This window comes from Paenimyroides baculatum (assembly GCF_008629655.1).
GTDB classification, from domain to species: Bacteria; Bacteroidota; Bacteroidia; order Flavobacteriales; family Flavobacteriaceae; genus Flavobacterium; species Flavobacterium baculatum.
Window position 1 is genome coordinate 1 of record NZ_VWSG01000016.1, and the last position, 22,540, is coordinate 22,540.

The following is a 22,540-nucleotide window of genomic DNA, read 5'->3' on the forward strand; positions in this document are numbered from 1 at the left end:
AATGACATTGTGAAATTATACGAAATGATGCAAAAAGTTTCGCAATCGCCTATTGTAAAAATGAACTATTGTTTTTGTTTGAGCAAGATTGGTAAAACGGAAAAAGCTTTGGAAATTCTTTCACAAATAGAAAAAGAACTACCGAACGAGCACATGTATTTATCTTTAGTAAGAGCTAGAATTCTCAAAGAAATCAATCCAAAAGAATCCGATGATTTATTCATTCTGGTTATGAATAAGATGAAACAAAAAATTAGAAAAAAGTACTTAATAGAAAACGAACTAATTCGATTATAAAATGAAAATAATATTGAAATTTTAAGTTATCACGTTTATTGCCTTTACTATCTAAATGTGAAATACCAAACAAAGTGAAAGCAGGGAAAGAAAGAATAAAAAATCAGAAAATTTTGATTGGTTTGAAGGTTTGACTTGAAAAGGTGATCTTTCATTGTTCTGTTTGCGGGATGTTTTGCTTAACAGCTGTTGTTTTGAAATATTAGAATAACAGATTAAGAACACCCTTTTATTGTTGGTGTGCGTTTAAAATACATTATGCCTTATTTGTTGGACATAGGAAATAAATAAAGCCAAAGACAATACTAAATATAATAAGCAATTACGTATGTAAACTTATTTTTAATTTCTAATCTACTTTTAATGTTGATAAATCATTTTTATTACTATTTTTGAAACACATAATTATCAACTTAATCTATTTATTAATGATATTATGTCTTTATAAGGAGCGAAGGGATTGTTAATGCAATCCTTTTTTTATTTTGAAAAAAATTATATATTTGAATGATGACAGAATTAATGTAATTGTTACTTAGTGAAATACCTGTGAGAAATTGCAGGTATTTTTTTAATTCCTTCCAATGTCATCAAAGTTTATTTTACGTTTAAAGAGGTGACTTTGTAACCTCTTTTTTATATATTATTTAATTAAGAAAAACAAAGGCTTGAACAGGTACTAAATTTATTTAGCTTATTCTTTTTATTTGTAAAAGATTCTATAAATTTAAAATTCATAAGTGTTTTTTTGGTTATGGAAAAGCATCTGTCTTTATTGGCAGGTGCTTTTCTTTTTTTGTTAAACACGTTAGTCTTCTATCCGGTATCAGAGAAATTTTTTATAAACTGCTTTTTTAGTGGGTCACATTTATTACTCACTACAACAGTTATACAACCGACCGGAACCTGCAATAAAAAATAAAACCGCCCTAATTAAGGAGGTTTATTTTTAGATTTAGGATATAGCCAAAAGAAGATTAATTTTTTTAACGATAGCAATCATTTCCAAAGATTCCTTGTTATGTTTTCTAAACTTATTTAAATTTTGATCCACTTTTTCGAGCAGGCATTGCCTAATAAGTATCATTTCTTCATATTTAAACATATTGGTGAGATATTTGATTTTACATTTTTGTAAAAGTATAATTTATTAATTTATCAACTTTGATACTATTACAAATTAAATTGATAAAAAAAGCAACTAATAAAATGAAAACCACAAAACACCTACAAAAACATGATGGTATTACACATGTTCCAAAAAAAAAATTGAACTACTTGATTTTTATACTAGCTAGCTAGTATATAAATAACGTGTATTTCACTTAATCATTTATTGATTTGGTACATATTCATTAGCATTTTATAGCAGAAAATTGAAAAAAATAAGATTAAAAATTGTATTTTTAGATAAGAATATGTTTTAGCACTGAATACATATTGGAGAAACAGCCAATTTACTAATTAAAATATTTGTTAACTTAAACCATAAATTATGCAGAAGAAATCGATAGGTATTATTGTAGGTTCCATTAGAAAAGATGCCTACACAAAGAAAATAGCAGATTTTTTAATATCGAAAACACCAGAAGGCCATACCCTTGAAACTATCAACATTGCAGATCTGCCATTATATAATCAAGATTATGATGAAACCGATGAACCTGAAAACTATTCAATTTTCAGAAAAAAAGTAAAAGCTAAAGACGGTATTATATTTATAACCCCGGAGCATAACAGATCTGTTCCAGCGGCATTGAAAAATGCACTGGACGTAGGTTCAAGACCTTATGGTAAAAATGTGTGGGATGGTAAACCTTGTTTTGTGATATCATCATCGGTTAGCGGTATAAGCGGTTTTGGAGCCAACCACCACTTGAGACAATCACTTACCTTTCTTAACATGCCTGCGCTGCAGCAACCAGAAATTTATCTGCCGAACGTTCAGGATTATTTTAACGACAAAGGAGAACTTATCAAAGAAGATACTGCTTCTTTTCTAACAGAGTCTTTAAAAACCTATCTGGATTTTGCTTCAAAGTTCATAAAATAACTCCCTAATAACTAGTAACAAGCCTTGTACTTACTGTTTAAAGCTGCAGAGACAATGTATGATTATTGTCTTTTTTAGTTTACTGTTAAAATTATTAATTTTAAAGAATTACAAAGCCAACTATATACAACATCAACTTTTATTATGGATTTTGAGAATATAGCCTATCTGAAATATGGTACCTACAGACAAAGGCAGGCATACACTACATTGAATGACTATAAGATATTATTAAAACTAAAAAAATTTGACCCAATACTGGTAGGTACAATACCACTTACAATTGATGTAGCCAATAGTGATTTGGATATTATATGCTTTTTTACCAGCAGTAAAGAATTTGTTGAAACAGTTGAAAACAATTTTGGCGGTGAACATAACTTTACAATAAGAGAAGTGATTATTAACGGTAATTTTTGTATTGTAGCCAACTTCTCAACGCAAGATTTTGAAATAGAACTATTCGGACAAAACATTCCAACAAAACAACAATTAGCATACAGGCACCTTGTGATTGAATATGACTTACTACAGCAATATGGAGAGAAATTGAGACAACGCATTATCAACTTGAAAAATCAGGGATTTAAAACGGAAGCTGCGTTTGCTTTGGAACTTAACCTTACAGGCGATCCTTATACATCGTTATTGGAACTTGAAAGGAATGAATAGAGACTGGGCATGGAGATGATAATAAGACTAAACTTCTAGCTCTACAATAAGGAGCTTTTAATTAACCTAATAATATGCTGAAGCTAATAACTGACAAAGAAATGCGTGAAGCTGATGTTTACACCTGCGCACATTCGGGAATTTCATCTACCGAGCTTATGGAACAGGCTGCCACAGCGTTTACTAAAATTTTTGTAACCGACATTAGCCCTATACGGCATATTACGGTAATTGCAGGAACGGGAAATAACGGCGGTGACGGCTTAGCAATTGCGCGTTTACTGCGTATAAAAGGCTACCCGAATATTCAGGTAATCTGTCTGGATGACTTTGCAAACGCGTCTGAAGATTTCACCATAAACAAAGAAAGACTTCATTCCCTAAAAATACCGTTTGAAACTGCCCGTACTCCGGAACAACTACCACAGCATTTTGATGTGGTGATTGATGCCGTTTTAGGATCAGGATTAAACAGAGAGTTGAGCTCGTTTTTAAAAAGCAGTTTTGCGCATATCAACAAAAACTCTCAATACACCGTATCTGTCGATATTCCGTCGGGCTGTTCTGCAGACAGGTTTACTTTTGAAAATTACGAAGGAATCAGGGCAGATCTGACCATTTGTTTTCAACGCCCGAAGCTTTTATTTACGCTTCCGGAATCATCTGTGGTGACTAAAGCATTTAAATTTACGGAAATAGGACTTGATGAAACCTATTTAACAACTATACCCACAGACTATTACTGGACAGATGAAACTGCGGTGCAAAAACTGCTACATAAGCGGAAAGCATTCACCCATAAAGGTACATACGGTCATGCGCTGGTTGTTTCGGGAAATACACAAACCAAAGGTGCCAGCCTGCTAACGGCTAAAGCAGCTTTATTTTCGGGTGCAGGACTGGTAACACTGCTTAGTGAAGCAGACTATTTTCCGTACATAAACATCTACCAACCCGAACTGATGACCGCCGATAAAGACGATTTGAAAATTTTAGATTACGCAAAGTACCAATGTATTGCCACAGGTCCGGGAATGGGTACCGATAACGACCAACGAAAGCAACTTTTGTTTTTACTGCAACAAAAGCAACCAATGGTTTTAGATGCAGATGCACTGAACCTGTTAACAACCGATCTGTTGAAACAGTATATTAAACAACCTGTGATACTGACACCTCACGTAAAGGAATTTGACCGTCTTTTTGGTAAACACACAAACTGGTACGACCGTATACAGACAGCCAAAGCCAAAGCGAAGGAGCTGCATTGCGTTATTGTTTTAAAAAACCAGTATACCTACATTTTTAACGAAGAAGGAAAGGTGTTTATAAACGCTACAGGGAATCCTGCAATGGCACAAGGAGGCATGGGCGACGTGCTGACGGGTTGCATTACCGGTTTTTTAGCAAGAGGATACTGCGCTTTTTACGCAGCTGTAGTTGGCTGTTTTGTTCACGGAAAAGCAGGAGACGAACTCGCTGAAAGCTATGAAGTGACTCCGGCATCTGTAGTTGCAGAACAGATACCATTAACAGTACGCAGGCTGTTATCCGGTGGTAAAGACTAACGTCTGCGTTATATTATTCTATAGCAATTATCTGTCATTGATGATATGTACACTACAGTTCTTTTTCCTGATCAACATCTTTCAAAACTGAAGCATTGTCACTTTCAACTTCCTTTTCTTCGACATACACGGCATGGTCTGAAGGTTTTATGTTTTCACCCTTTGCGGCAGCATATACTTTGGTGAACGAGGTACTTATATACAAGATTGCAGCAGAATAATATACCCATATCAGGATAATTATAAGGGAACCTGCTGCTCCGTAGGGCGAGCCTACATCTTCCTTATCAATATAAATACCGATGACGTACCTGCCCAGCATAAATAGTGCTGCAGTAAAGAGCGCACCTGCCCTAACATCTCGCCATTTAATTTTAGCATCGGGCAAGACCTTATAAATTACACCAAACAACAATGCCAGCACAAGAAAGTTTACCAATGCCGTAAGTGCCGTTAACAGAACTACCGAGAAATCGGGCAGCCAACCTTTCAGAATATAATCAAATGCAGACACAGCACCGTTTACTACCAGTGCAACAATGAGTAAAAATCCGAGTCCGATTATGATAGATCCAGACAGCAGACGGTCTTTAACCAATTTAAGCCAACCCTTCTCGGGTTTTGCCTTAACGCTCCATATTTTATTTACCGAATCCTGAATATCTCCAAAAACTGTAGTAGCACCAATGATCAAACTCACGGCACCAATGACTAAAGATAATGTAGTACTGCCCGAAAGCTCCATATTTTTAATAATCTGTTGTATCTGTGCTGCCGCTTCATTGCCTACGAGTCCGTTTAATTCCGCGAATACACTTCCTTCAATTGCTTCCCTTCCAAAAAAAGCACCTGCAAGGGAGATAACCAGCAACAACAAAGGTGCCATTGAAAACAAGGTGTAATACGCGAGGGACGCACTAAGCTTTAAACCTTTGTTATCCATAAAGGTGCTTACGGTTTCTTTTAGAATTCCAAATGCCGTTTTAAGAAAAGTCTTTTTTTCCATGTTTCTCTTTTTTGTTATACATTAAACAGCAAAAAATAATCCAAGCGTCAACATACCTCCTACTAATTCAATTATTCCGTGCAAAAATCTACAACGTCGTAAATACGAACTGCAAATCAGTTCTTTGAAAAGTAAAAATCACTTCATAATATGGTTTAATCCAAACAACGTATACCTCTAAAATGTGAAAAATTTCACAAAACGTAGAACAATTAAACAGTTTAAAAAAGTCGTAATCTTACTGGTCTTTACCTAAATATGTATTAATATGTATTATCAAACAATGCTACCGGTATCTCCATAAAAAAAATATGATTTACGATATATCGGCACGACTATTGGGGTTATATCATTAGTTTTGAAGAACAGAATTTTACACACTCATTGCTTTGGTAGGTTAATGAGTGTGTTTTTTATTCAGTTTATAAAATTACCTATTGAGTAAAAATAATCTGCAAGCAGTGTGACTGTAAAAATAAACACCCAGCTTATAGAAAAGCTGGGTGTTCAGTGAGATATTAGTTAAACCTGCACTTGCATGTACAAATTTATTTTTCCTACGATTTTTAAAATCTTTAAGTTTTCTTCGCTATGACTGCGAAATCTTTTAAAATCTTCATTCAATTTTTGTAGCAAACCCTACCTTATCAGCATTAAATCTGTTTCGGTAAACATTGTTTGTATAATTTTTTATAAATATACGCATTTTAATTTGAATTATTTTATATTTTTTTAACTAAATATATTGATTTTATTTAACAATTTTTGATATTTACATTGAAACTACAGTTGCTATCTTACATTTTACCATAAAGTAACAAGCGTTTGAAAGAATAAATCGCAGGAAATTTTGAGAATGTTTTTTCTATTCTTTTTTTGTATTCACCAATGAAAATTTCGGATTGTTCTTCTGATAGTCTATCCATGTACGGAATTAGTGCAGAACCAGAAATAAAATCAAATAATTTCTCGGCATCATCTGCAATGATCGGATATACTTTTTGAATAATCTGAATATCCTTTAGACCACCATCAAACATAATTTGCGCATACTCGTCAATACTTAACATCGTAGGTACTCTTTTCCAACCGTTGAGGAAATCACTGTATGGTTTTTCCTGAACGAGTTCAAGAAGTATTATATTGAGAACATTGTAGGCCTGCATGGGCATTTGAATTGCAAATTGTCCGTTTTCAGTAAGATGTGAAATTAACTTTGGAAACAACTCCTCATGATTGTCTGACCATTGAAGCGCCGCATTGCTAAAAATGAGATCAAATTTTTGATTGGCATAAAAGAATTCTTCTACAGACGCCAACTGGAAACTCAGCTTTTCAGTTTGAAATCCTTCGCTTTTAGCAAGCATTTCCGCAGAAGAATCAATCCCGATAAAATTTGTTTTATCAAACTTTTGTGAAAGAATATGGGTTTGTTCACCTGTTCCGCAGCCTATATCAATTGCAGTTTTAATATTTTGTGGAGAAATAAATTCCGTCAAATCAAAAAACGGCTGGTAGCGGATGTTTTTAAACTGGTTGTATGTTTCAGGGTTCCAAGGCATGGTATACGATTTTATTCTGTGTAATTATTTAACAATTTGGTTGGTGCACAGCCATACTGCTTTTTGAACGCAAATGAAAAATGCGAAAGGTTTTCGAAACCAATTTCATAGTAAAAATCAACAGGTTTTTTATTTTTTTCAACCAATTCATAATGCGCTAATTCCAAGCGTTTTTTTATCAACCATCGTTGCGGTGTTGAATGAAATGTTTTCTGAAAATCACGTTTGAAAGTAGTAAGACTGCGTCCTGTAAGGTATCCGAATTTTTCCAATGACATATTGAACATGAAATTTTTTTCCATAAAAGTTTTCAGATCGATTTTTCCCGGTTCTTCAAAATTATTCAAAACAACATCGATATTTCTGTCAATGGTTCGCAAAATAGTGATTGCCTCATTGATCTTTAGCGAGGCAATATTTTCAGGAAAACTATTTTGGATTTCGAAGTAAGGAATCAGTGAATTAAGGCAGCTTTCCAATAAAGGATGTTTGTGGAAACGGATGATCTTCTCTAGTTTAATTTCTGTTCTTACAGATCGATTGTCATAAAATTCTTTCAATCGTTTTGTTGAAAGATGCATTGCAACCGCTTTATGCGGCAATCCATTTTTTGGGTAATTGACGATTGTTGCCAATTGGTTTCTTGGAATCAAAAATATACTGCCCGCGACGAAAACAAAACTTTCATCGGCCTGAATGATTTTGGTTTCACCCGAAATCAGCCAGACTAACAAATGATCTTGAAATGCCGCTTCTGTTTTGAACAACTTTCCTTCGTAACAAGAAAGTTTAAGTTCGGGACTGATATAGTTGACCTGATAATCCATGTATTACAAATATACAAATATCAGCTCAATTCAAATTTAATGCCCGTCATTTCTTCACTCAGGTTCCACAAACGCTGCGCATTATGTTCATCTAAGGAATAAGATTTTACACCACCAATTAATTTATTATCAGGGCTTAAAAGTGCCACGTCTACATTTTCACAATACACGCCTCCCAGATCATTCAGTAAAGGACTTGTGGCACACCAAACCGTTGTTGCAGCACCTTGAGGGATGGTTTTTAAAGAAGCCTGCACTTCAGGCAATAAATTTCCTTCAGAATCTACATAACCTAATTTTTGAAACAGATCTAATGGTGCTTCTCTTGACAATTCGGTTTCTCCGACAGCTCCGGGACATAAAGCATAGCTTCTAACATTGTGTTGTTTTGCACGAGTATCAAACTCAAGCGAAAAAAGATTGACTGCAGTTTTTGATTGTCCATAGCCGAGCAATGTTTCATATTCGCGATGAACAAAATTCGGATCCTCAAAATTAAAATCCGAAAACTGGTGACCGCCGGAAGAAACATTTACAACCCTTGCGCCGTTTGCTTTTTTCAAAGCAGTCCACAATCTTGCAGTGAGCTGAAAATGTGCCAAATAGTTAACTGCCAATTGCGATTCAAATCCCCGATTGTCTCTACGAAGCGGAACCCACATAATGCCTGCGTTATTGATAAGCAAATGAAGCGGACTGCCTGAAGCCAGAAATTTTTCCGCAAAAGCATCTATTGAATCGGGATTTGCCAAATCCATTTCTTCGAATTGTACATTAGCGATTCTGGCAAGATTTCTTTTTGCTTTTTCAATGTCGCGAGCCGGAACGACGATCTTTGCGCCTGCATTGGACAGGGTCTTAACCGTTTCCAAACCAATTCCTGTATTCCCTCCGGTAACAATTACTATTTTTCCCGAAAGATCAATTCCCTTTATTACTTCTTCGGTTGTTGATTTTGAATTAAAACCCGATTTAATTGGATTTTGTAATTTACCTAGATAATTGTTTTGTTTCATTTTATTTAATTTTAATTGTTTGATAAAACAAAATTAACGGATCACAGAAAGAACAATTTTGTTGAAACGTCCGAACATGCTTTGTTGAAAAGTTCATACCGCTCTTGATTTGTGTAGATTTTTATATTCTGTTTTAATAGGGAATTGGTGGAATTGGGAAATTTTGTAACGAGGTAACGAGCTTGTACGTTTTATCAGCAACCACTTTTTTTTTATGTAATGCCCGATAAAAAACATTAACAGAAAAAAATTTTGATTTTATAACCTTCCTTTTTTTATCTTTATTGAACAATTAAAGACAAACTGTGATTTCAGAAAAAGCCTATTCCCTATCGGTTATCATGAACCGCATCAAGCAACTGTTTGACGAGTGTATGAACGAGGTATATTTTTGGATGAAGGCAGAACTGATGCATGTAAAAAGCGACCGCAAAGGGCACTACTATCTGGATTTGGTAGAAACAAAAGACGGAACCATTCTTGCCAAAAGTACCGCCCAGATATGGAACTATACTGTAACTTACCTGAAGGAAGAACTGGGAAGGGATTTTGAACACATCATTAAGCCGGGGAGCGAAATTATGTGCTACTGCAAAGCCGTTTTTCATACCGTTTACGGGTTATCGTTCGTTATTACGAAAGTGGACGTAACCTACAACCTTGGCGCATTGGAACGCAAAAAGAAGGCCGTACTGGAACAACTGCTGAAGGAAGGAATTTTAGAAAAAAACAAAGAACACAAACTGCCAAAAGTGATTCAGCGAATTGCACTTGTAGCATCGCCCAACACATCGGGTTACGAAGATTTTCTGAACCAGCTGAACAAAAATTCCTATGGATATGCTTACCAAATAGAAAATTTTCCTGCAAAGGTACAGGGAGATACCGCTGCAAAAGAAATAGCCGAGCAGCTTGGGAAAATACCCTACGGGAATTTTGATGCAGTAGTACTGCTGCGCGGAGGCGGATCGAAATTTGACCTGGAGGCATTTAACGATTACGAACTGGCAAAAGCAATAGGCAGCTGCCCTCTACCCGTTATTACCGGTATTGGTCATGAAACCGATACCAGCATTGCAGACCTTACAGCACATACCTCACTGAAAACACCCAGTGCCGCAGGTGCGTTTATAGTAGAACGTACTGTTGAATTTGAAAACAACATACAGCTTTTGTATATAGGCATAAGGCAAACCTACGAGCGAAAACTGCAGCAGCTGAATAAAGATATGAAACACCATATTACTGAATTTGCTTCATTGAGTATAGCCCTGACCCGAATGGAGCGAGGAAACCTACACACGCTTACCAACCGTATACTTACTATGGTAAACGAAGAACAGGTACAGGCACATTCACTGTTGGACAAAGCTTTACAACAGCTGAGCCTGCTGCCAAAAAAACAGACACAGCAAGCCTTACAGATAAGGAATGAACAAGCGGAACAACTACAGTTATACAGCAGCTATATAGTGCGCGAAGCCAGAACACCGTTAAAGCAAAAGACGGAGCAACTGCACTACCTTACAAAAATGAAACTTAGACAGGCAAATAGCAAACTTGACAATTGGGAACATTATTCGAACCTTTACCATCCTGAAGCACTATTAAAAAAAGGCTACGGACTTGTAAGGAAAGAAGAGGTAATTGTAAAACATACCACTATGCTTGAAAAAGGAGATTTTATAGAAATTGAACTTTACGACCGAATAGTTAACGCTAAAATAGAAGATACACCCACATGGAAGGACTTACATACGAAAAAGCAGAACAAGAATTAGAACAGATTCTTGATGATTTAAGAAACGACCGCATTGGTATAGACGCACTGGCTGAAAAGGTAGAACGTGCATCGAAACTGATCGTTTTCTGCAAAGAGAAACTTGCTTCTACGGAAAAGAAAGTGGAAGAAATAATAAAGACACTTGGGTTGTAACACAAAATTTGGAACTACAACTTACAGTGTGAGAAACTGCTTGAATATTCCTGGCCATTTATTTGTGCCAGACAAAAATCTTATAAATGTGATTCTGGTTTTTATTTGCTATTTTATATAAGTTTTTATTAAAAAACAGTATTTTTAAATTAAAACTACTTTATGAACAACCGTATTGTTTACTTACTTTTCTGCGTAATAATTTTATACTCGTGTACTTCCAACAAGTATGAAACGAAAGACATTACAGGACAATGGAAATTTATAAAACATGAAAGTAACCAGCCACAATTGGATGAAAGTGATCCTGAATATATTCCAGATTCTGGTTTTGAAGATTATTTTGTTCCCGGTTTTCACTTTATCAATGAAAAAGATGTTTCTTATAAAATAGGGTTTTACAGAACCAACGGAAAAGGTAGAAAAGACTATTTAGGTACCCGAACAACCTACAGAATTATTGGTGACAGCTTAAAGATGTACCACAAGGCAGATGGTAAATGGAATGCTTATAAAATACTTTCATTAACGAAAGACACTCTAAAACTTGTTGCAGGTAACGGCTACGACACATACGCTAAATTAACTTACCAGACGGATGCTATAGAGCATTACGATAAGATCATCATGTCCAGTTCGGGATGTTATGGAAGCTGCCCTATTCTTAGTATAAGTATTGACAATGCAGGCACAATGCTTTTTTCGGGCATTGAATATACCGATAAGACTGGTTTGTATAAAGCACAAGTAAGCTTACAAGAATTTAAAAACTTTGAAGAAAATTTTAAACAAAGCGCTATTAAAGATTTAAAAAATCATTATGCTGCATCATGGACGGATGACCAAACTATATCGGTAACCTTTGTGCGAAATGATACTATTGTAAAATCTGTTTCTGATTATGGCAGACATGCGCCTACTGAATTTATCTGGGCTTATAACGATTTAAGTTATTTATATCTGCGTAAGAAACTGGAAAAGATTAATGCAAGCATACCTTTTTATTTTTTTGGCGATATATATTTTGCAGATAAAAAACACTATTACCCTATGTATGAATCTGAGGTGTTTTTTCTGTTTCAGGAACTAATGATGAAAGCTACCGTTTCTGATCAGAAATTTAAACCTCTTTATTTTACTACTGATTATTTTTGGGAGGAAGGAGAAAAAATGTACACTGATGGTCGTTTTTACCAAATAAAACTAGAAAACGAAACCGTATTATATGATTTAGGGTATAATTTTATTACCAGAAATAATATTGAACAACGCAAGATATTGAAAGAATAAAGAAGCCTTTCAGCGCCAAAGGTTAAGAGCGTACTACAGACATTACTATTTTCATGAACATTTAGTTTATTTACATGATGAAATTTAGAACGATGCGAATGAGATTCTTCACTTCGTTCTGAATGACAGGATGATTAAGAATTTAGAACTATAGCTTAATGGAAGACAGATGTATTTTGAATTTAGGATGAGATTCTGAAACAAGTTCAGAATGACAAAATACTTTACAAATCTTTTGAAAATCATTGATTAATTAAACGAACATTTTGAGGAAAAGCCGAGTAATATGCATTGGTATGTTGTTGTAAAGAACTTGCTTTTTACCTGATGACCCTGCGAAAGGTAAGATTGATTCTGGGCAGTACCTCTTTAGCGGTTTTAGGAACTGCGTGTTCCCAGAAACTATTGGTTTTGCCCGCCATAGTAAGGAACGAACCGTGATACAGCGGTATTTCGAGTTGTGGAACATCTTTCCGAAATTTATGCCTTAAGCGGAACATGCGTGTTTCACCAAAAGTCACAGATGCAATAATTGGATTGATACCCGATTTATCGATCTTGTCGCTATGCCACGAAACACCGTCGTTGCCGTTGCGGTACAGGTTTAAAAGTACCGCATTGAACTTAAGACCGATTTGTGTTTCTACCCGTTGGCGTATTTTATTTAGGTCGGCAGTAAATTCGGGTGCATTTCCCGAGGGAATACCGTCCTTTTTATCCTGATGCCAGGAGATCATGCGGGGTGCGGTTACAATTTTATCGTACATGGGCATTTCATATTCACGCCATTGGGTTTCTGTCAGCAACTTATCGTAAAAATCGTCGGATTCTTCTTTACTGAAGAAATTATCAATGAGCATTATATCTGCATCGGGCAGATCGAACTCCCGGGTGCCACGGGTGCCGGTTGCAAACAGGTCGGTATCGTTAAAAAGCTTCATATATTGTTTATTCTTTGTTTTTCATTATATCTTTTATGTTGTACTGTTCGTTGATCTTACGTCTTGGCAGCCCTATTTCATGTTCCTGCGGGTACGGTTTGCGCTGCGTCATGGAAACGTCTTCCTTTATCTGTTGGTGAACATTGTATGCTTTATCGGTATCATGGGCATAGCGCGGATCGGGGATGAACGGCATTTTTGCCATTTTAAGTATTGTTATTGTAGGGAAATGATAATCGACCTCTACCCTGCCCAATAACAAATAACAACCGCCACCTTGAAAGGGATACTGCTGCAGACAATCAGGGAAATGGGCGGTATCGAAATAGTTTCCTTCCACATCGATCCAGGTACCAAAAAACATAGCTCCTTTCTTGGTGGGTACATGTTTGCGCGAAATAAGGTATGCAAGCATTTTTACTTCTTTTTTGTGGTGGTTTGTAAGCTCTTTAGCCATAACCTCACCCCTGTGTTTTGTCTGCAACAGATCGAAAGGTGTGCAGGATACCGTAAAACCTATCAATTCTATTTCATCAAAAGCATCTTCAAACCGAGATCGGGATAACTCAGGAAGTTTAAACTCTTTTACAGGTTCCTGCAACAGGGTAAGGTTACGGTTTTCGGATTTAAAGTTCACTAACAGCAAGCGTGCCTGTACCAACAGCTCGTTCTTATTTTTTCCGGTAAAACGAAAAGCGCCTATGTATATTAACAACTGCACCCCTTCTATACCAATAGGTATGCGGCGAATGAAATCTTCCAGAGAACTATAATCACCATTGCGCTTACGTTCTTCGGGTATGTGTTCGCCCAACTTACTTTCGAGTCCCTGCAGGTGCATAAAACCCAGATACACATCTGTTCCATAGAGCGTGGTTTGGTATTCGCTGTTATTGACACAGGGGTTTAAAATTGTGGCACCCGACATACGTGCTTCGTGCACGTAGACTTCGGTACGGTAAAAGCCCCCCATGTTGTTGATGACCGCCACCATGAATTCTACCGGATAATATACCTTGAGGTACAGGCTTTGGTAACTTTCTACGGCATAAGAAGCAGAATGCGCCTTACAGAACGAATAACCTGCAAAAGATTCGATCTGGCGGTAGACTTCGCGGCTTAACGATTCGCTATGACCTTTTGCTGTACATGAAGCAAAGAAATTATCTTTTACCTTTTGCAGTGCCGCCAGCGAACGCCCCTTACCGCTCATTGCCCGCCGGAGGATATCGCCGTCTGCTGCTTCAAGTCCGCCAAAATGCATGGCGATCTTGATGACGTCTTCCTGATACACCATGATGCCGTAGGTATCGCCCAGATGTTCTTCAAACACCTCATGGAAATACTCGAACTGATCGGGATAATTGTGCCGGAAGATGTATTCTTTCATCATCCCCGACTGCGCCACGCCCGGACGGATGATGGACGATGCCGCCACCAACGTTTTATAATTGTCGCACTTAAGCCTTCTAAGTAACCCCCGCATGGCAGGAGATTCGATGTAAAAACAGCCGATTGTTTGTCCGCGGCTCAGGAATTCATTACACTGTTGTTCGTTTTTAGAGATGGACGTATCCCGAATGTCTACACTTACACCCCTGTTTTGTTCGATCAGCTTTACGGCATCGTTGATGCTTCCGATGCCCCGCTGGCTCAGAATATCGAACTTTTCGAAGCCGATGTCTTCGGCAATGTGCATATCGAACTGGACGATTGGGAAGCCTTTGGGCGGCATTTCGAGTGCGGTATAGTTGGTAATTGGTTCTTCGGAAATAATGATGCCGCAGGAATGCATGCTGCGCTGGTTGGGATACTTCTCCAACATTTTTCCGTATTTGTGCACCAGTTTCACCACCGAATTATCATCGTGCCGTTCCATTGGATTTTTTGCCAGCGCATCGAGCTCGTCTTTCGGGAGTCCGAACACCTTGCCCAGTTCACGGAAAATAGAACGGTATTTGAATTCTACATTGGTGCCGCAAAAAGCTACATGGTCTTTGCCGTACCTTTTGAAAATATATTCTAAAATGGTATTGCGGTCCTGCCAGCTCCAATCGATATCGAAATCGGGCGGTGTTTTGCGATTCAGGTTCAGGAACCGTTCAAAATACAGATCCAGTTCTATAGGACAGATGTCTGTAATGCCCAGACAATAAGCAATGATGCTGTTGGCGCCGCTGCCCCTGCCGATGTGCATAAGACCCAAACTGCTGCTGTACCGGACAATGTCCCAGGTTATAAGGAAATATCCGCTGAACTCCAGTTCGTCTATTACTTTTAGTTCTTTCTGCACCCGTTGGAAAGCTACCTCATCATTTTCTGCATATCTTTTTTTGAGTCCGCTCATTGCCAGTTGCGTTAAAAGCTGAATATCACTTTCCCGACTGCCTGTAAAGTGTTTTTTGTTTTTTGGAGCCTTATAGTTATATTCAAAATGACAATCTTCTAATATTTTCTCCGTATTAGCTATAATTTCGGGATGATCTTTATACAGCCTTAACAGATCATCAACCGGCTGCATTGTTTCGTTCAGGGTACAAAAATCCTCTTCGGACAGCTTTGATAAAATGACATTCTGATCAATTGCCCGAAGGATGCGGTGCAGGTTGTGCTGTTTTTTTCCGGAGAAGGTTACCGGGCTCCAGATCACCATTTTTGTACGATCTTTCTGCCATTCTTGCTGAAAGAGAAAATTCAATTGTTCGGTTTTAACCCCAATAAACTCATTCTGACGGAGTGTTTGCGGACGGTTTGAAAAAGGATAAATAATGTATACGTTTTCAAATTCCGGTGCTTTTAAAGGCAATTCAGCCCCATCGCAGTTATGTGCGGTAAGCAGCCTGCACATTTCACCAATACCTGCACGGTTTTTTGCCAGCCCTATATAGAGCAAGCGATTGTGTGATCGGAATTCCATTCCAACAACAGGCTTTATAGATGCCTGTTTACATGCTTTGGCAAAATCGTAAATACCCGTTACCGTATTGATATCGGTAAGCGCAAGCACCTTTACATTACAGGTTTGTGCCTGTGAAACAAGATCGTTTACCGAAAGGGTACCATATCTGAGGCTGTGATAGGAATGACAGTTTATATACATGGTTACTTTTCTTGTTTAGCCGTAAAATTAAAACCGGCGGCACGCCCCACCTTATCGTACCCGAAACGGTTCTTGATACGGTCCATTGCCTGGTATAGGACAGTCATTTCCTGGGTATCTTCAAACAAATTGATCTGCAGGCTTCCGCGTACCAGCCCCGTAAAGCGAATACCGATGAGGCGTATGCGCATGCGGCGGCTGTAGAGCCTGTCAAACAATTCACGAACCGTTTTGGTAAGGATGTTGTCGGCAGAAGTATATGCGATCTTTGCCTGTTTTGTTTCGGTATCGAAATTGGCATAACGGATTTTTACCACCACGGTTGAAACCAGCCACTGTTCGCAGCGCAGCTGGTACGCCAGTTTTTCTACCATTCCGCTGATGAACGCGTGAAGCATGTACAGATCTATGGTATCCTGGTCAAATGTATGTTCTGTAGAGACCGACTTGCGTTCGGTATACGGTTCTACCTGCGAGAAATCGATACCGTTTGCCTTTTTCCACAGATCGATGCCGTTTTTACCGATCATCTGCTGTAGTACCTCCACAGGCATTTCAGCTAATGTATGAATTTGGCGCACGCCGATGCGAGAAAGCAGCTGGAAGGTGGCATCGCCCAGCATGGGTATTTTTTTTATGGACAGCGGATTGAGGAACGGACGTACGCCATTTGAAGCAATTTCAATTCTCCCCGCAGGTTTGGATTCGCCCGTACCTATTTTTGCCACCGTTTTGTTTACCGACAGGGCAAAAGAAACCGGCAGCCCCGTGTGGCGGGTGACCGACTGCATGAGTTCCTGCGTCCATTGATAAGCTCCGAAGAACTTATCGATTCCCGTAATGTCTAAATAATGTTCGTCGATACTTGCCTTTTCAACCACGGGTGCTTTTTCTTCAATGATTTCGGTAACGGTACGTGACAGCAGCGAATATTTTTCCATATCGCCTTTGATCACCTTTGCTTCGGGACACAGGCGCAGTGCCATTTTAAGCGGCATTGCAGAACGTACGCCAAAATACCGGGCTTCGTACGAACACGATGCCACAACGCCCCTGTCGCCCCCGCCGATAATGACCGGAATATTATGTAAACTACTGTTTCCCAATCGTTCACACGATACAAAAAACGTATCCATATCCATATGTACAATTGCCCGTTCCATTTTACGTGTATTTTATCCAAGCAAAATTAGTACGTTATGTATCATAATTAATTATATTTGTTGCTAAAAATTATAGCAATGTCTATTTTATCAGAAAATATGCGGTACCTGAGAAGTCAGACAGGGACCTCACAGCAAAAGACCGCAGACGCCCTTGTGATTACCCGCGGCAGGTATGCTAAGTATGAAGACGGGGCATCGGAACCACCCGTGGAACTGCTTATTAAGATATCGAGGTATTTTCATGTGAGTATTGATCTGATGGTTTCTGCCGACCTGCGTAAAATATCTTTAAAGGAACTGATGGAGCTGCCCGACAACCGGATACTGCTGCCTGTTAAGACTGATGAAACAGGTGAAAAAAGGATTGAGATTATTCCCCACAAAGCATCTATGGGGTACTTGGAAGGCTACAGCGATCCCGAATATATTGAAAACCTGCAGAATATTTCACTGCCGTTTTTGGGGTCGGGAACCTACCGTGCCTTTCCTGTTGAAGGAGATTCGATGCCGCCGCAAAAGGACGGATCGTTAATTATTGGAAAGTATCTTGAAAAAGCTACCGATCTGAAAAAGGGAAAAAGCTATGTGTTTGTAACGCGCAGTGAGGGAATTACTTATAAAAGACTTTTAAAAGCTGAAAAAGATACCGTTACCGTAGCAGCAGACAATTCTTTTTACGAACCTTACAGCATAGCGCTTGCAGATATTTTTGAGATATGGGAATATACCTGCAGCATTGCAACAGAAGAATTTACGAAAGAAGATTTTAATACAGATCAGCAACAGATTATAGAGCTGCTTAAGGAATTGAAAAAGGAGGTAAATGAGTTGAAGAAATAATTAATATGAATTTTAATTTATAGGATCAGATTACTAAATTCAATCTAGGAATGCTACAACTTCCTCATACGGTAGACCGCTATACATACAGAATTCGGTAACCGAGACGTAACTGTTTTCAGGTTTATCAAATAGTTGCCGTACCGCTTTTAGAATACGGATGCTTTGCCGATAGCTTTTACCGGTGATGCGCTGGATGTCTTTAGGATAAATACACAGTCTTACTTCCTGCTTTTTCATAGCTATTCATTATAAATTAAACGAGTTGTTAAACTCTATAGGGTTTAGCTTACGGTACAGCAATTCGGTGAAATTTTTGCCGTACTTTTCTACAAGCGCGGCTTTATTCAACCGGGTACTAATGTGGGTATTATCTGCTGCATGTAGCAATCGAAACTGCAACAATTTCTTTATCACTTCTGTATCCAACTTAAATTGTTCCAGTCCCAGGTCATCAAAACAATACGATATATCTTTAGAAACATACTGTTGTACGGTATGTGTGCCAAATCGTTCATAACAAAACGCTACTTCCCTACTACTGCGTATGATATACTGTCGGTTGGTTTGAAAGAATGGTTTTAACAAATGCAGCAGGCTGGTTTTGCCGCTGTTTCCGGGTCCGGTAACCAATAATCCTTTCTGAAGGTTGATTCCGTATAGTGCACATTCTTCTTTGTTTGCTGTTGCGTAAACTAACAACCTGTATAGCTGCTGACTTTGTGACGGGTGAATGCGGTAACTGCTGCCATACAGAATTCTGCCCTGCTGTTGCAGATACTGCATGCATTTGAAATAGTTGTATTGTCGGTTACCTTTTTTGAGTTCGAAGGTTTGATTGATGTTCATAATTGCTTATTTATTCTGCTAAATAAGTTGGTAACCGATTGGACTATTCCCACCTTGGGATAAAAAAATTTTACTATAACGTGGAATTAAATGAGGATTTTTGTTAGTATTTTCATTTTCAAGTGATATAAGTATTAAGGTTTTCGAAACCTTAAAAATTTATGCTTTTTAATCATTCTGGTTTTTACAATTACATTTTGTTTTTTGATTCTCTTCTTTTCGGATGAAAAGAAGCAAAAATCTTTTCTTTTTTTATCTTGCCGTATCACTAAAACGGTCGACTACGTTTTGTAAGCTAAATCATAAAAACGTCGCTTTGCTCCCTTATGATTTCGCACTCACTTCAACTTGTCAACACTCGATTTTATGATAATGGCGCTTTGATTCTTGTTATTACAATATTCAAATTTTAATCAAATCCTTATGTTGAACAATCACGAATTTAAAGGCGACATTATTTTTTAACGAGTGTCAACTCTTTGAAGAAAAGGAATAAATCAAATACGACCGTAGGGAGCGATTATTTGATTTCCTTTAAGAAAAGTTTGTTGACCGTTGAAAAAATAGAGTCTTGATCTTTTGTAACTTTTACATCAAGGTAAAAGTTAAAGAAAAGTTTTACTACTCCGAATTATTCTACTTCTCACTATTTTAATTAAACAATTTACCTTCATTTTTTTAGGTGGCATGTTTTAAATTTTACTTTAGACTTCGAATAATATACAGTAAAAGCTTAAATAGGGCTTAACCATATACACAAAAAGAACTTTGGGCTCATTACTTTATAACATCCTTACCTATAAAATACGCCCCTTTATAGTCATTTAATGCCATGTGATGCCATTTGGAACGGACTGAAAATATTCACATTGTTTTATGCACAACTTTGGCACAGGTAATCCTACAACTGTTGCAACAAAAAGGAACCACAAAATTTTTATTCATTCTAAAAAATTAGAAATTATGGCTTCACAAGATGGTATTTTTAAGATTAAGGGAACCCTGGGAGGTGTTACCTTTTACAAGACCAAAGACGGACATTTGGCACGTGAAAAAGGCGGGATAGACAAAAAGCGTATGGCGAAAGATCCTGCGTTTAAACGTACCCGTGAAAACGGAAGTGAATTTGGCAGAGCCGGTACTTACGGGAAGTATCTGCGCAGTGCTTTCAGACCCATGTTGAACAACACGTCGGACAAACGGGTGGTAAGCAGACTGGTTAAGGATCTGATGACGATTATTAAAACCGATACGGTTAATGCCCGTGGCGAACGCACACCGGTTGAAGGGAATTTTGAACTGTTACGCGGATTCGAGTTTAACAGTAACGGACTTTTAAGTAATACCCTTTACGTGCCTTACAACGCTTCGATTGACCGTGCATCGGGAGCAGCGAGTATTGAACTTCCGGAACTAGTTCCCGAACAGATGATCAGTGCGCCAGCAGGAACCACTCATTTTAAAATTGTTGCGGGTGCTTCGGAAGTGGATTTCCAAGCAGGAAATTCATTGACGGCTTATACCGGAACGGCAGAAATTCCGTGGGATAATACGTCACTGGCTCCGTTAACTCTTGATCTGGCACTTACGGCAGCAAGTTCACTGCCGCTGGTACTGCTTTTGGGTGTAGAATTCTACCAAGAAATCAACGGCGTATTTTATATGCTGAACAACGGTTCGTATAACGCGCTGGCTGTGGTTAACCTTAGCAAGCAGTAGTATGCTGGTGCTGAAACGTATTTATCTGGCAACAGCCGTGCGTGGTGAGCTTACCTTGAACGGAAAGCACATAGCCTATACCATTGAACTGCCTTGGCGCGAAAACAAAAAGCGTATTTCGTGCATACCCGAAGGAACCTATATTTTGAGAAAAAGGTATTCTGAAAAATTCAAATGGCACTTTGTATTGCTTGATGTTCCCAACCGCAGCGGCATACTGATACACCCAGCGAACGATGCGCAGAAGGAACTGCAGGGCTGTATTGCACCGGTAACCAAAATTACAGGCGAGGGAAAAGGCATACTGTCGAGAAAGGCACTACAGGTACTTACAGACGCCTTGGAACCGTACCGTACAAGCGGACAAATTAAAATATGTATAACCTCTAATACTTCAGAAAATGGAAAACAATAATGTAATGGAGCGTGCAATGGCACCGACTCCCAAATTCTTTAAGACCCTGCGTACCGTAGGACTGGTACTGGCAGCTGTGGCAGGAACTATTTTAACTGCGCCGATAGGATTGCCGGTAGCAGTGGTAAACATTGCGGGTTATCTGGCAGTTGCCGGAGGTGTGCTGTCGGCAGTATCGCAGATCACTGTTGACAATACAAAAACTGCGGTTAAAAAAGAAAGCAATGGCTGAAGGCAGAAACTGGTTTATGGGCGGAATGCTGCTTTCCTGCTCTTACAGCCTGCTGCAGGCAGATGTATTTAAGACGGTTGCGCTAGCAATTATAGGTACGCTGACGAGCTACCTGTTTGGCAGACTGCTGGCAGTGGCAGCCAAATGGTTCCACAAGAAAAAGGACTATTAATTTAAAAGGGATTGTCTCTGATGAGGCAGTCCCTTTTTTTAACTGATGATTTGTTGATGTCCCTACTACATAGTCAGTTAAGCTTACGCGGATAGCTGATTGTGATATTTTCAGTGTTTTTAATTTGTGGTTTCCTTTTTTACCATTTATCGATTTAGGAACATGTTTATAACGATTTTCCAGCAAGGAATTTGAAAAATTGCAATAAAAAACGTAATTTTAAGTAACCGGATTGTTTTAGTACTGAATACATGCTGGAGAACCGACCAACTTACTAATTTTTAGTTGTTAACTTAAATCATAAATTATGCAGAAGAAATCAATAGGTATTATTGTAGGTTCTATTAGAAAAGATGCCTACACTAAGAAAATAGCAGATTTTTTAATATCGAAAACACCAGAAGGCTATAGTCTTGAAACTATCGACATTGCAGATCTGCCATTATATAATCAAGATTACGATGAAGCGGACGAGCCTGAAAACTATTCAAGTTTTAGAAAAAAAGTAAAAGCTAAAGACGGTATTATATTTATAACACCAGAGCATAACAGGTCTGTACCTGCAGCATTGAAAAATGCACTGGACGTAGGTTCAAGACCTCATGGTAAAAATGTGTGGGATGGTAAACCTTGTTTTGTGATATCATCATCTGTGAGCGGTATAAGCGGTTTTGGAGCCAACCACCACTTGAGACAAACACTTACCTTTCTTAATATGCCTACGCTGCAGCAACCCGAAGTATATCTTCCGAATGTTCAGGATTATTTTAATGACAAAGGAGAACTTATTAAAGAAGATACCGCTTCTTTTCTAATAAAGTCTTTAAAAACTTATCTGGATTTTGCTTCAAAGTTTATAAAATAACTATTAAAAAAATA

21 protein-coding genes are annotated in these 22,540 nt (G+C 38.1%); 13 read left to right on the forward strand and 8 right to left on the reverse strand.

What is annotated here, in order from left to right; genetic code table 11:
- From F0460_RS14845 to F0460_RS14860, 4 genes are all read left to right on the forward strand, one after another.
- Positions 1 to 297, forward strand: a 297-nt coding sequence (locus F0460_RS14845) for a tetratricopeptide repeat protein (protein ID WP_150014628.1), incomplete at its 5' end; no start/stop codon positions are given.
- A 1,495-nt stretch (positions 298 to 1,792) separates the two neighbouring features.
- Entirely contained in the window at positions 1,793 to 2,350 is a 558-nt protein-coding gene (locus tag F0460_RS14850; protein WP_150014630.1) for an NADPH-dependent FMN reductase, read from the forward strand.
- Between the two features lie 144 nt (positions 2,351 to 2,494).
- Entirely contained in the window at positions 2,495 to 3,022 is a 528-nt protein-coding gene (locus tag F0460_RS14855) for a DUF4269 domain-containing protein (protein WP_150014631.1), read from the forward strand.
- Between the two features lie 74 nt (positions 3,023 to 3,096).
- Positions 3,097 to 4,590, forward strand: coding sequence for an NAD(P)H-hydrate dehydratase (locus F0460_RS14860; RefSeq protein WP_150014633.1), 1,494 nt, complete (start codon positions 3,097 to 3,099; stop codon positions 4,588 to 4,590).
- A 52-nt stretch (positions 4,591 to 4,642) separates the two neighbouring features.
- On the opposite strand, the gene F0460_RS14865 is transcribed toward F0460_RS14860, so the two are convergent.
- The 4 genes from F0460_RS14865 to F0460_RS14880 all read right to left on the reverse strand — a co-directional run bounded on the left by F0460_RS14865 (position 4,643) and on the right by F0460_RS14880 (position 9,001).
- Positions 4,643 to 5,596, reverse strand: a complete 954-nt coding sequence (locus tag F0460_RS14865) for a YihY/virulence factor BrkB family protein (protein ID WP_150014635.1) — start codon at positions 5,594 to 5,596, stop codon at positions 4,643 to 4,645.
- Between the two features lie 797 nt (positions 5,597 to 6,393).
- Complete coding sequence (locus F0460_RS14870; protein WP_150014637.1) at positions 6,394 to 7,158, reverse strand: methyltransferase domain-containing protein; 765 nt, start codon at positions 7,156 to 7,158, stop codon at positions 6,394 to 6,396.
- An 11-nt stretch (positions 7,159 to 7,169) separates the two neighbouring features.
- On the reverse strand, positions 7,170 to 7,985 hold the full coding sequence (locus F0460_RS14875; protein WP_150014639.1) for a helix-turn-helix domain-containing protein: 816 nt from the start codon (positions 7,983 to 7,985) through the stop codon (positions 7,170 to 7,172).
- A 20-nt stretch (positions 7,986 to 8,005) separates the two neighbouring features.
- Positions 8,006 to 9,001 (reverse strand): SDR family NAD(P)-dependent oxidoreductase, encoded by a 996-nt coding sequence (locus F0460_RS14880; RefSeq protein ID WP_150014641.1) that lies wholly within the window; start codon positions 8,999 to 9,001, stop codon positions 8,006 to 8,008.
- A gap of 305 nt (positions 9,002 to 9,306) precedes the next feature.
- Here F0460_RS14880 and xseA point away from each other — a divergent pair, with 305 nt between their 5' ends.
- From xseA to F0460_RS14895, 3 genes are all read left to right on the forward strand, one after another.
- A complete protein-coding gene (gene xseA / locus F0460_RS14885) occupies positions 9,307 to 10,782 on the forward strand; it encodes an exodeoxyribonuclease VII large subunit (protein ID WP_150014643.1) in 1,476 nt (491 codons plus the stop codon).
- Positions 10,743 to 10,937, forward strand: coding sequence for an exodeoxyribonuclease VII small subunit (gene xseB, locus F0460_RS14890; protein WP_150014645.1), 195 nt, complete (start codon positions 10,743 to 10,745; stop codon positions 10,935 to 10,937). The genes xseA and xseB overlap by 40 nt, the downstream gene beginning before the upstream one ends.
- Positions 10,938 to 11,099: 162 nt before the next feature.
- Positions 11,100 to 12,227: a DUF6438 domain-containing protein gene (locus F0460_RS14895; protein ID WP_150014647.1), complete on the forward strand. Its 1,128-nt coding sequence runs from the start codon at positions 11,100 to 11,102 to the stop codon at positions 12,225 to 12,227.
- A gap of 320 nt (positions 12,228 to 12,547) precedes the next feature.
- Here F0460_RS14895 and F0460_RS14900 read toward each other — a convergent pair whose 3' ends face one another.
- The 3 genes from F0460_RS14900 to dinB form a co-directional block, all read right to left on the reverse strand.
- The gene (locus tag F0460_RS14900) at positions 12,548 to 13,087 is read right to left on the reverse strand and encodes an alpha-ketoglutarate-dependent dioxygenase AlkB family protein (protein ID WP_317132156.1); all 540 of its coding nucleotides are present in this window, start codon (positions 13,085 to 13,087) and stop codon (positions 12,548 to 12,550) included.
- 88 nt (positions 13,088 to 13,175) lie between these two features.
- Positions 13,176 to 16,268, reverse strand: a complete 3,093-nt coding sequence (locus tag F0460_RS14905; RefSeq protein WP_150014651.1) for a DNA polymerase III subunit alpha — start codon at positions 16,266 to 16,268, stop codon at positions 13,176 to 13,178.
- A gap of 2 nt (positions 16,269 to 16,270) precedes the next feature.
- A complete protein-coding gene (dinB, locus tag F0460_RS14910; protein ID WP_150014653.1) occupies positions 16,271 to 17,431 on the reverse strand; it encodes a DNA polymerase IV in 1,161 nt (386 codons plus the stop codon).
- A gap of 99 nt (positions 17,432 to 17,530) precedes the next feature.
- Here dinB and F0460_RS14915 point away from each other — a divergent pair, with 99 nt between their 5' ends.
- A complete protein-coding gene (locus F0460_RS14915) occupies positions 17,531 to 18,274 on the forward strand; it encodes an XRE family transcriptional regulator (RefSeq protein ID WP_397361898.1) in 744 nt (247 codons plus the stop codon).
- Positions 18,275 to 18,523: 249 nt separating this feature from the next.
- Here F0460_RS14915 and F0460_RS14925 read toward each other — a convergent pair whose 3' ends face one another.
- Entirely contained in the window at positions 18,524 to 19,123 is a 600-nt protein-coding gene (locus tag F0460_RS14925; RefSeq protein ID WP_150014659.1) for a P-loop NTPase family protein, read from the reverse strand.
- A gap of 963 nt (positions 19,124 to 20,086) precedes the next feature.
- Between F0460_RS14925 and F0460_RS14930 the strand changes: the two genes are divergently transcribed.
- The 5 genes from F0460_RS14930 (at position 20,087) to F0460_RS14950 (ending at position 22,526) form a co-directional block, all read left to right on the forward strand.
- On the forward strand, positions 20,087 to 20,842 hold the full coding sequence (locus F0460_RS14930) for a hypothetical protein (RefSeq protein WP_150014661.1): 756 nt from the start codon (positions 20,087 to 20,089) through the stop codon (positions 20,840 to 20,842).
- A gap of 1 nt (position 20,843) precedes the next feature.
- Positions 20,844 to 21,257: a DUF5675 family protein gene (locus F0460_RS14935; protein ID WP_150014663.1), complete on the forward strand. Its 414-nt coding sequence runs from the start codon at positions 20,844 to 20,846 to the stop codon at positions 21,255 to 21,257.
- Positions 21,244 to 21,489, forward strand: a complete 246-nt coding sequence (locus tag F0460_RS14940) for a hypothetical protein (RefSeq protein WP_150014665.1) — start codon at positions 21,244 to 21,246, stop codon at positions 21,487 to 21,489. Before F0460_RS14935 ends, F0460_RS14940 begins: the two co-directional genes overlap by 14 nt.
- A complete protein-coding gene (locus tag F0460_RS14945; protein ID WP_150014667.1) occupies positions 21,482 to 21,661 on the forward strand; it encodes a hypothetical protein in 180 nt (59 codons plus the stop codon). Before F0460_RS14940 ends, F0460_RS14945 begins: the two co-directional genes overlap by 8 nt.
- Positions 21,662 to 21,968: 307 nt before the next feature.
- Positions 21,969 to 22,526, forward strand: a complete 558-nt coding sequence (locus F0460_RS14950; RefSeq protein WP_150014669.1) for an NADPH-dependent FMN reductase — start codon at positions 21,969 to 21,971, stop codon at positions 22,524 to 22,526.
- The last annotated feature ends 14 nt before the right edge of the window (positions 22,527 to 22,540 follow it).

What these genes read in the sequence shown, in the direction of transcription:
- F0460_RS14850 (WP_150014630.1), top strand. Translation starts at nt 1,793, where the DNA reads ATGCAGAAGAAATCGATAGGTATTATTGTAGGTTCCATTAGAAAAGAT.
- F0460_RS14855 (WP_150014631.1), top strand. Translation starts at nt 2,495, where the DNA reads ATGGATTTTGAGAATATAGCCTATCTGAAATATGGTACCTACAGACAA.
- F0460_RS14860 (WP_150014633.1), top strand. Translation starts at nt 3,097, where the DNA reads ATGCTGAAGCTAATAACTGACAAAGAAATGCGTGAAGCTGATGTTTAC.
- F0460_RS14865 (WP_150014635.1), bottom strand. Translation starts at nt 5,596, where the DNA reads ATGGAAAAAAAGACTTTTCTTAAAACGGCATTTGGAATTCTAAAAGAA.
- F0460_RS14870 (WP_150014637.1), bottom strand. Translation starts at nt 7,158, where the DNA reads ATGCCTTGGAACCCTGAAACATACAACCAGTTTAAAAACATCCGCTAC.
- F0460_RS14875 (WP_150014639.1), bottom strand. Translation starts at nt 7,985, where the DNA reads ATGGATTATCAGGTCAACTATATCAGTCCCGAACTTAAACTTTCTTGT.
- F0460_RS14880 (WP_150014641.1), bottom strand. Translation starts at nt 9,001, where the DNA reads ATGAAACAAAACAATTATCTAGGTAAATTACAAAATCCAATTAAATCG.
- xseB (WP_150014645.1), top strand. Translation starts at nt 10,743, where the DNA reads ATGGAAGGACTTACATACGAAAAAGCAGAACAAGAATTAGAACAGATT.
- F0460_RS14895 (WP_150014647.1), top strand. Translation starts at nt 11,100, where the DNA reads ATGAACAACCGTATTGTTTACTTACTTTTCTGCGTAATAATTTTATAC.
- F0460_RS14900 (WP_317132156.1), bottom strand. Translation starts at nt 13,087, where the DNA reads ATGCTCATTGATAATTTCTTCAGTAAAGAAGAATCCGACGATTTTTAC.
- F0460_RS14905 (WP_150014651.1), bottom strand. Translation starts at nt 16,268, where the DNA reads ATGTATATAAACTGTCATTCCTATCACAGCCTCAGATATGGTACCCTT.
- dinB (WP_150014653.1), bottom strand. Translation starts at nt 17,431, where the DNA reads ATGGAACGGGCAATTGTACATATGGATATGGATACGTTTTTTGTATCG.
- F0460_RS14915 (WP_397361898.1), top strand. Translation starts at nt 17,531, where the DNA reads ATGCGGTACCTGAGAAGTCAGACAGGGACCTCACAGCAAAAGACCGCA.
- F0460_RS14925 (WP_150014659.1), bottom strand. Translation starts at nt 19,123, where the DNA reads ATGAACATCAATCAAACCTTCGAACTCAAAAAAGGTAACCGACAATAC.
- F0460_RS14930 (WP_150014661.1), top strand. Translation starts at nt 20,087, where the DNA reads ATGGCTTCACAAGATGGTATTTTTAAGATTAAGGGAACCCTGGGAGGT.
- F0460_RS14935 (WP_150014663.1), top strand. Translation starts at nt 20,844, where the DNA reads ATGCTGGTGCTGAAACGTATTTATCTGGCAACAGCCGTGCGTGGTGAG.
- F0460_RS14940 (WP_150014665.1), top strand. Translation starts at nt 21,244, where the DNA reads ATGGAAAACAATAATGTAATGGAGCGTGCAATGGCACCGACTCCCAAA.
- F0460_RS14945 (WP_150014667.1), top strand. Translation starts at nt 21,482, where the DNA reads ATGGCTGAAGGCAGAAACTGGTTTATGGGCGGAATGCTGCTTTCCTGC.
- F0460_RS14950 (WP_150014669.1), top strand. Translation starts at nt 21,969, where the DNA reads ATGCAGAAGAAATCAATAGGTATTATTGTAGGTTCTATTAGAAAAGAT.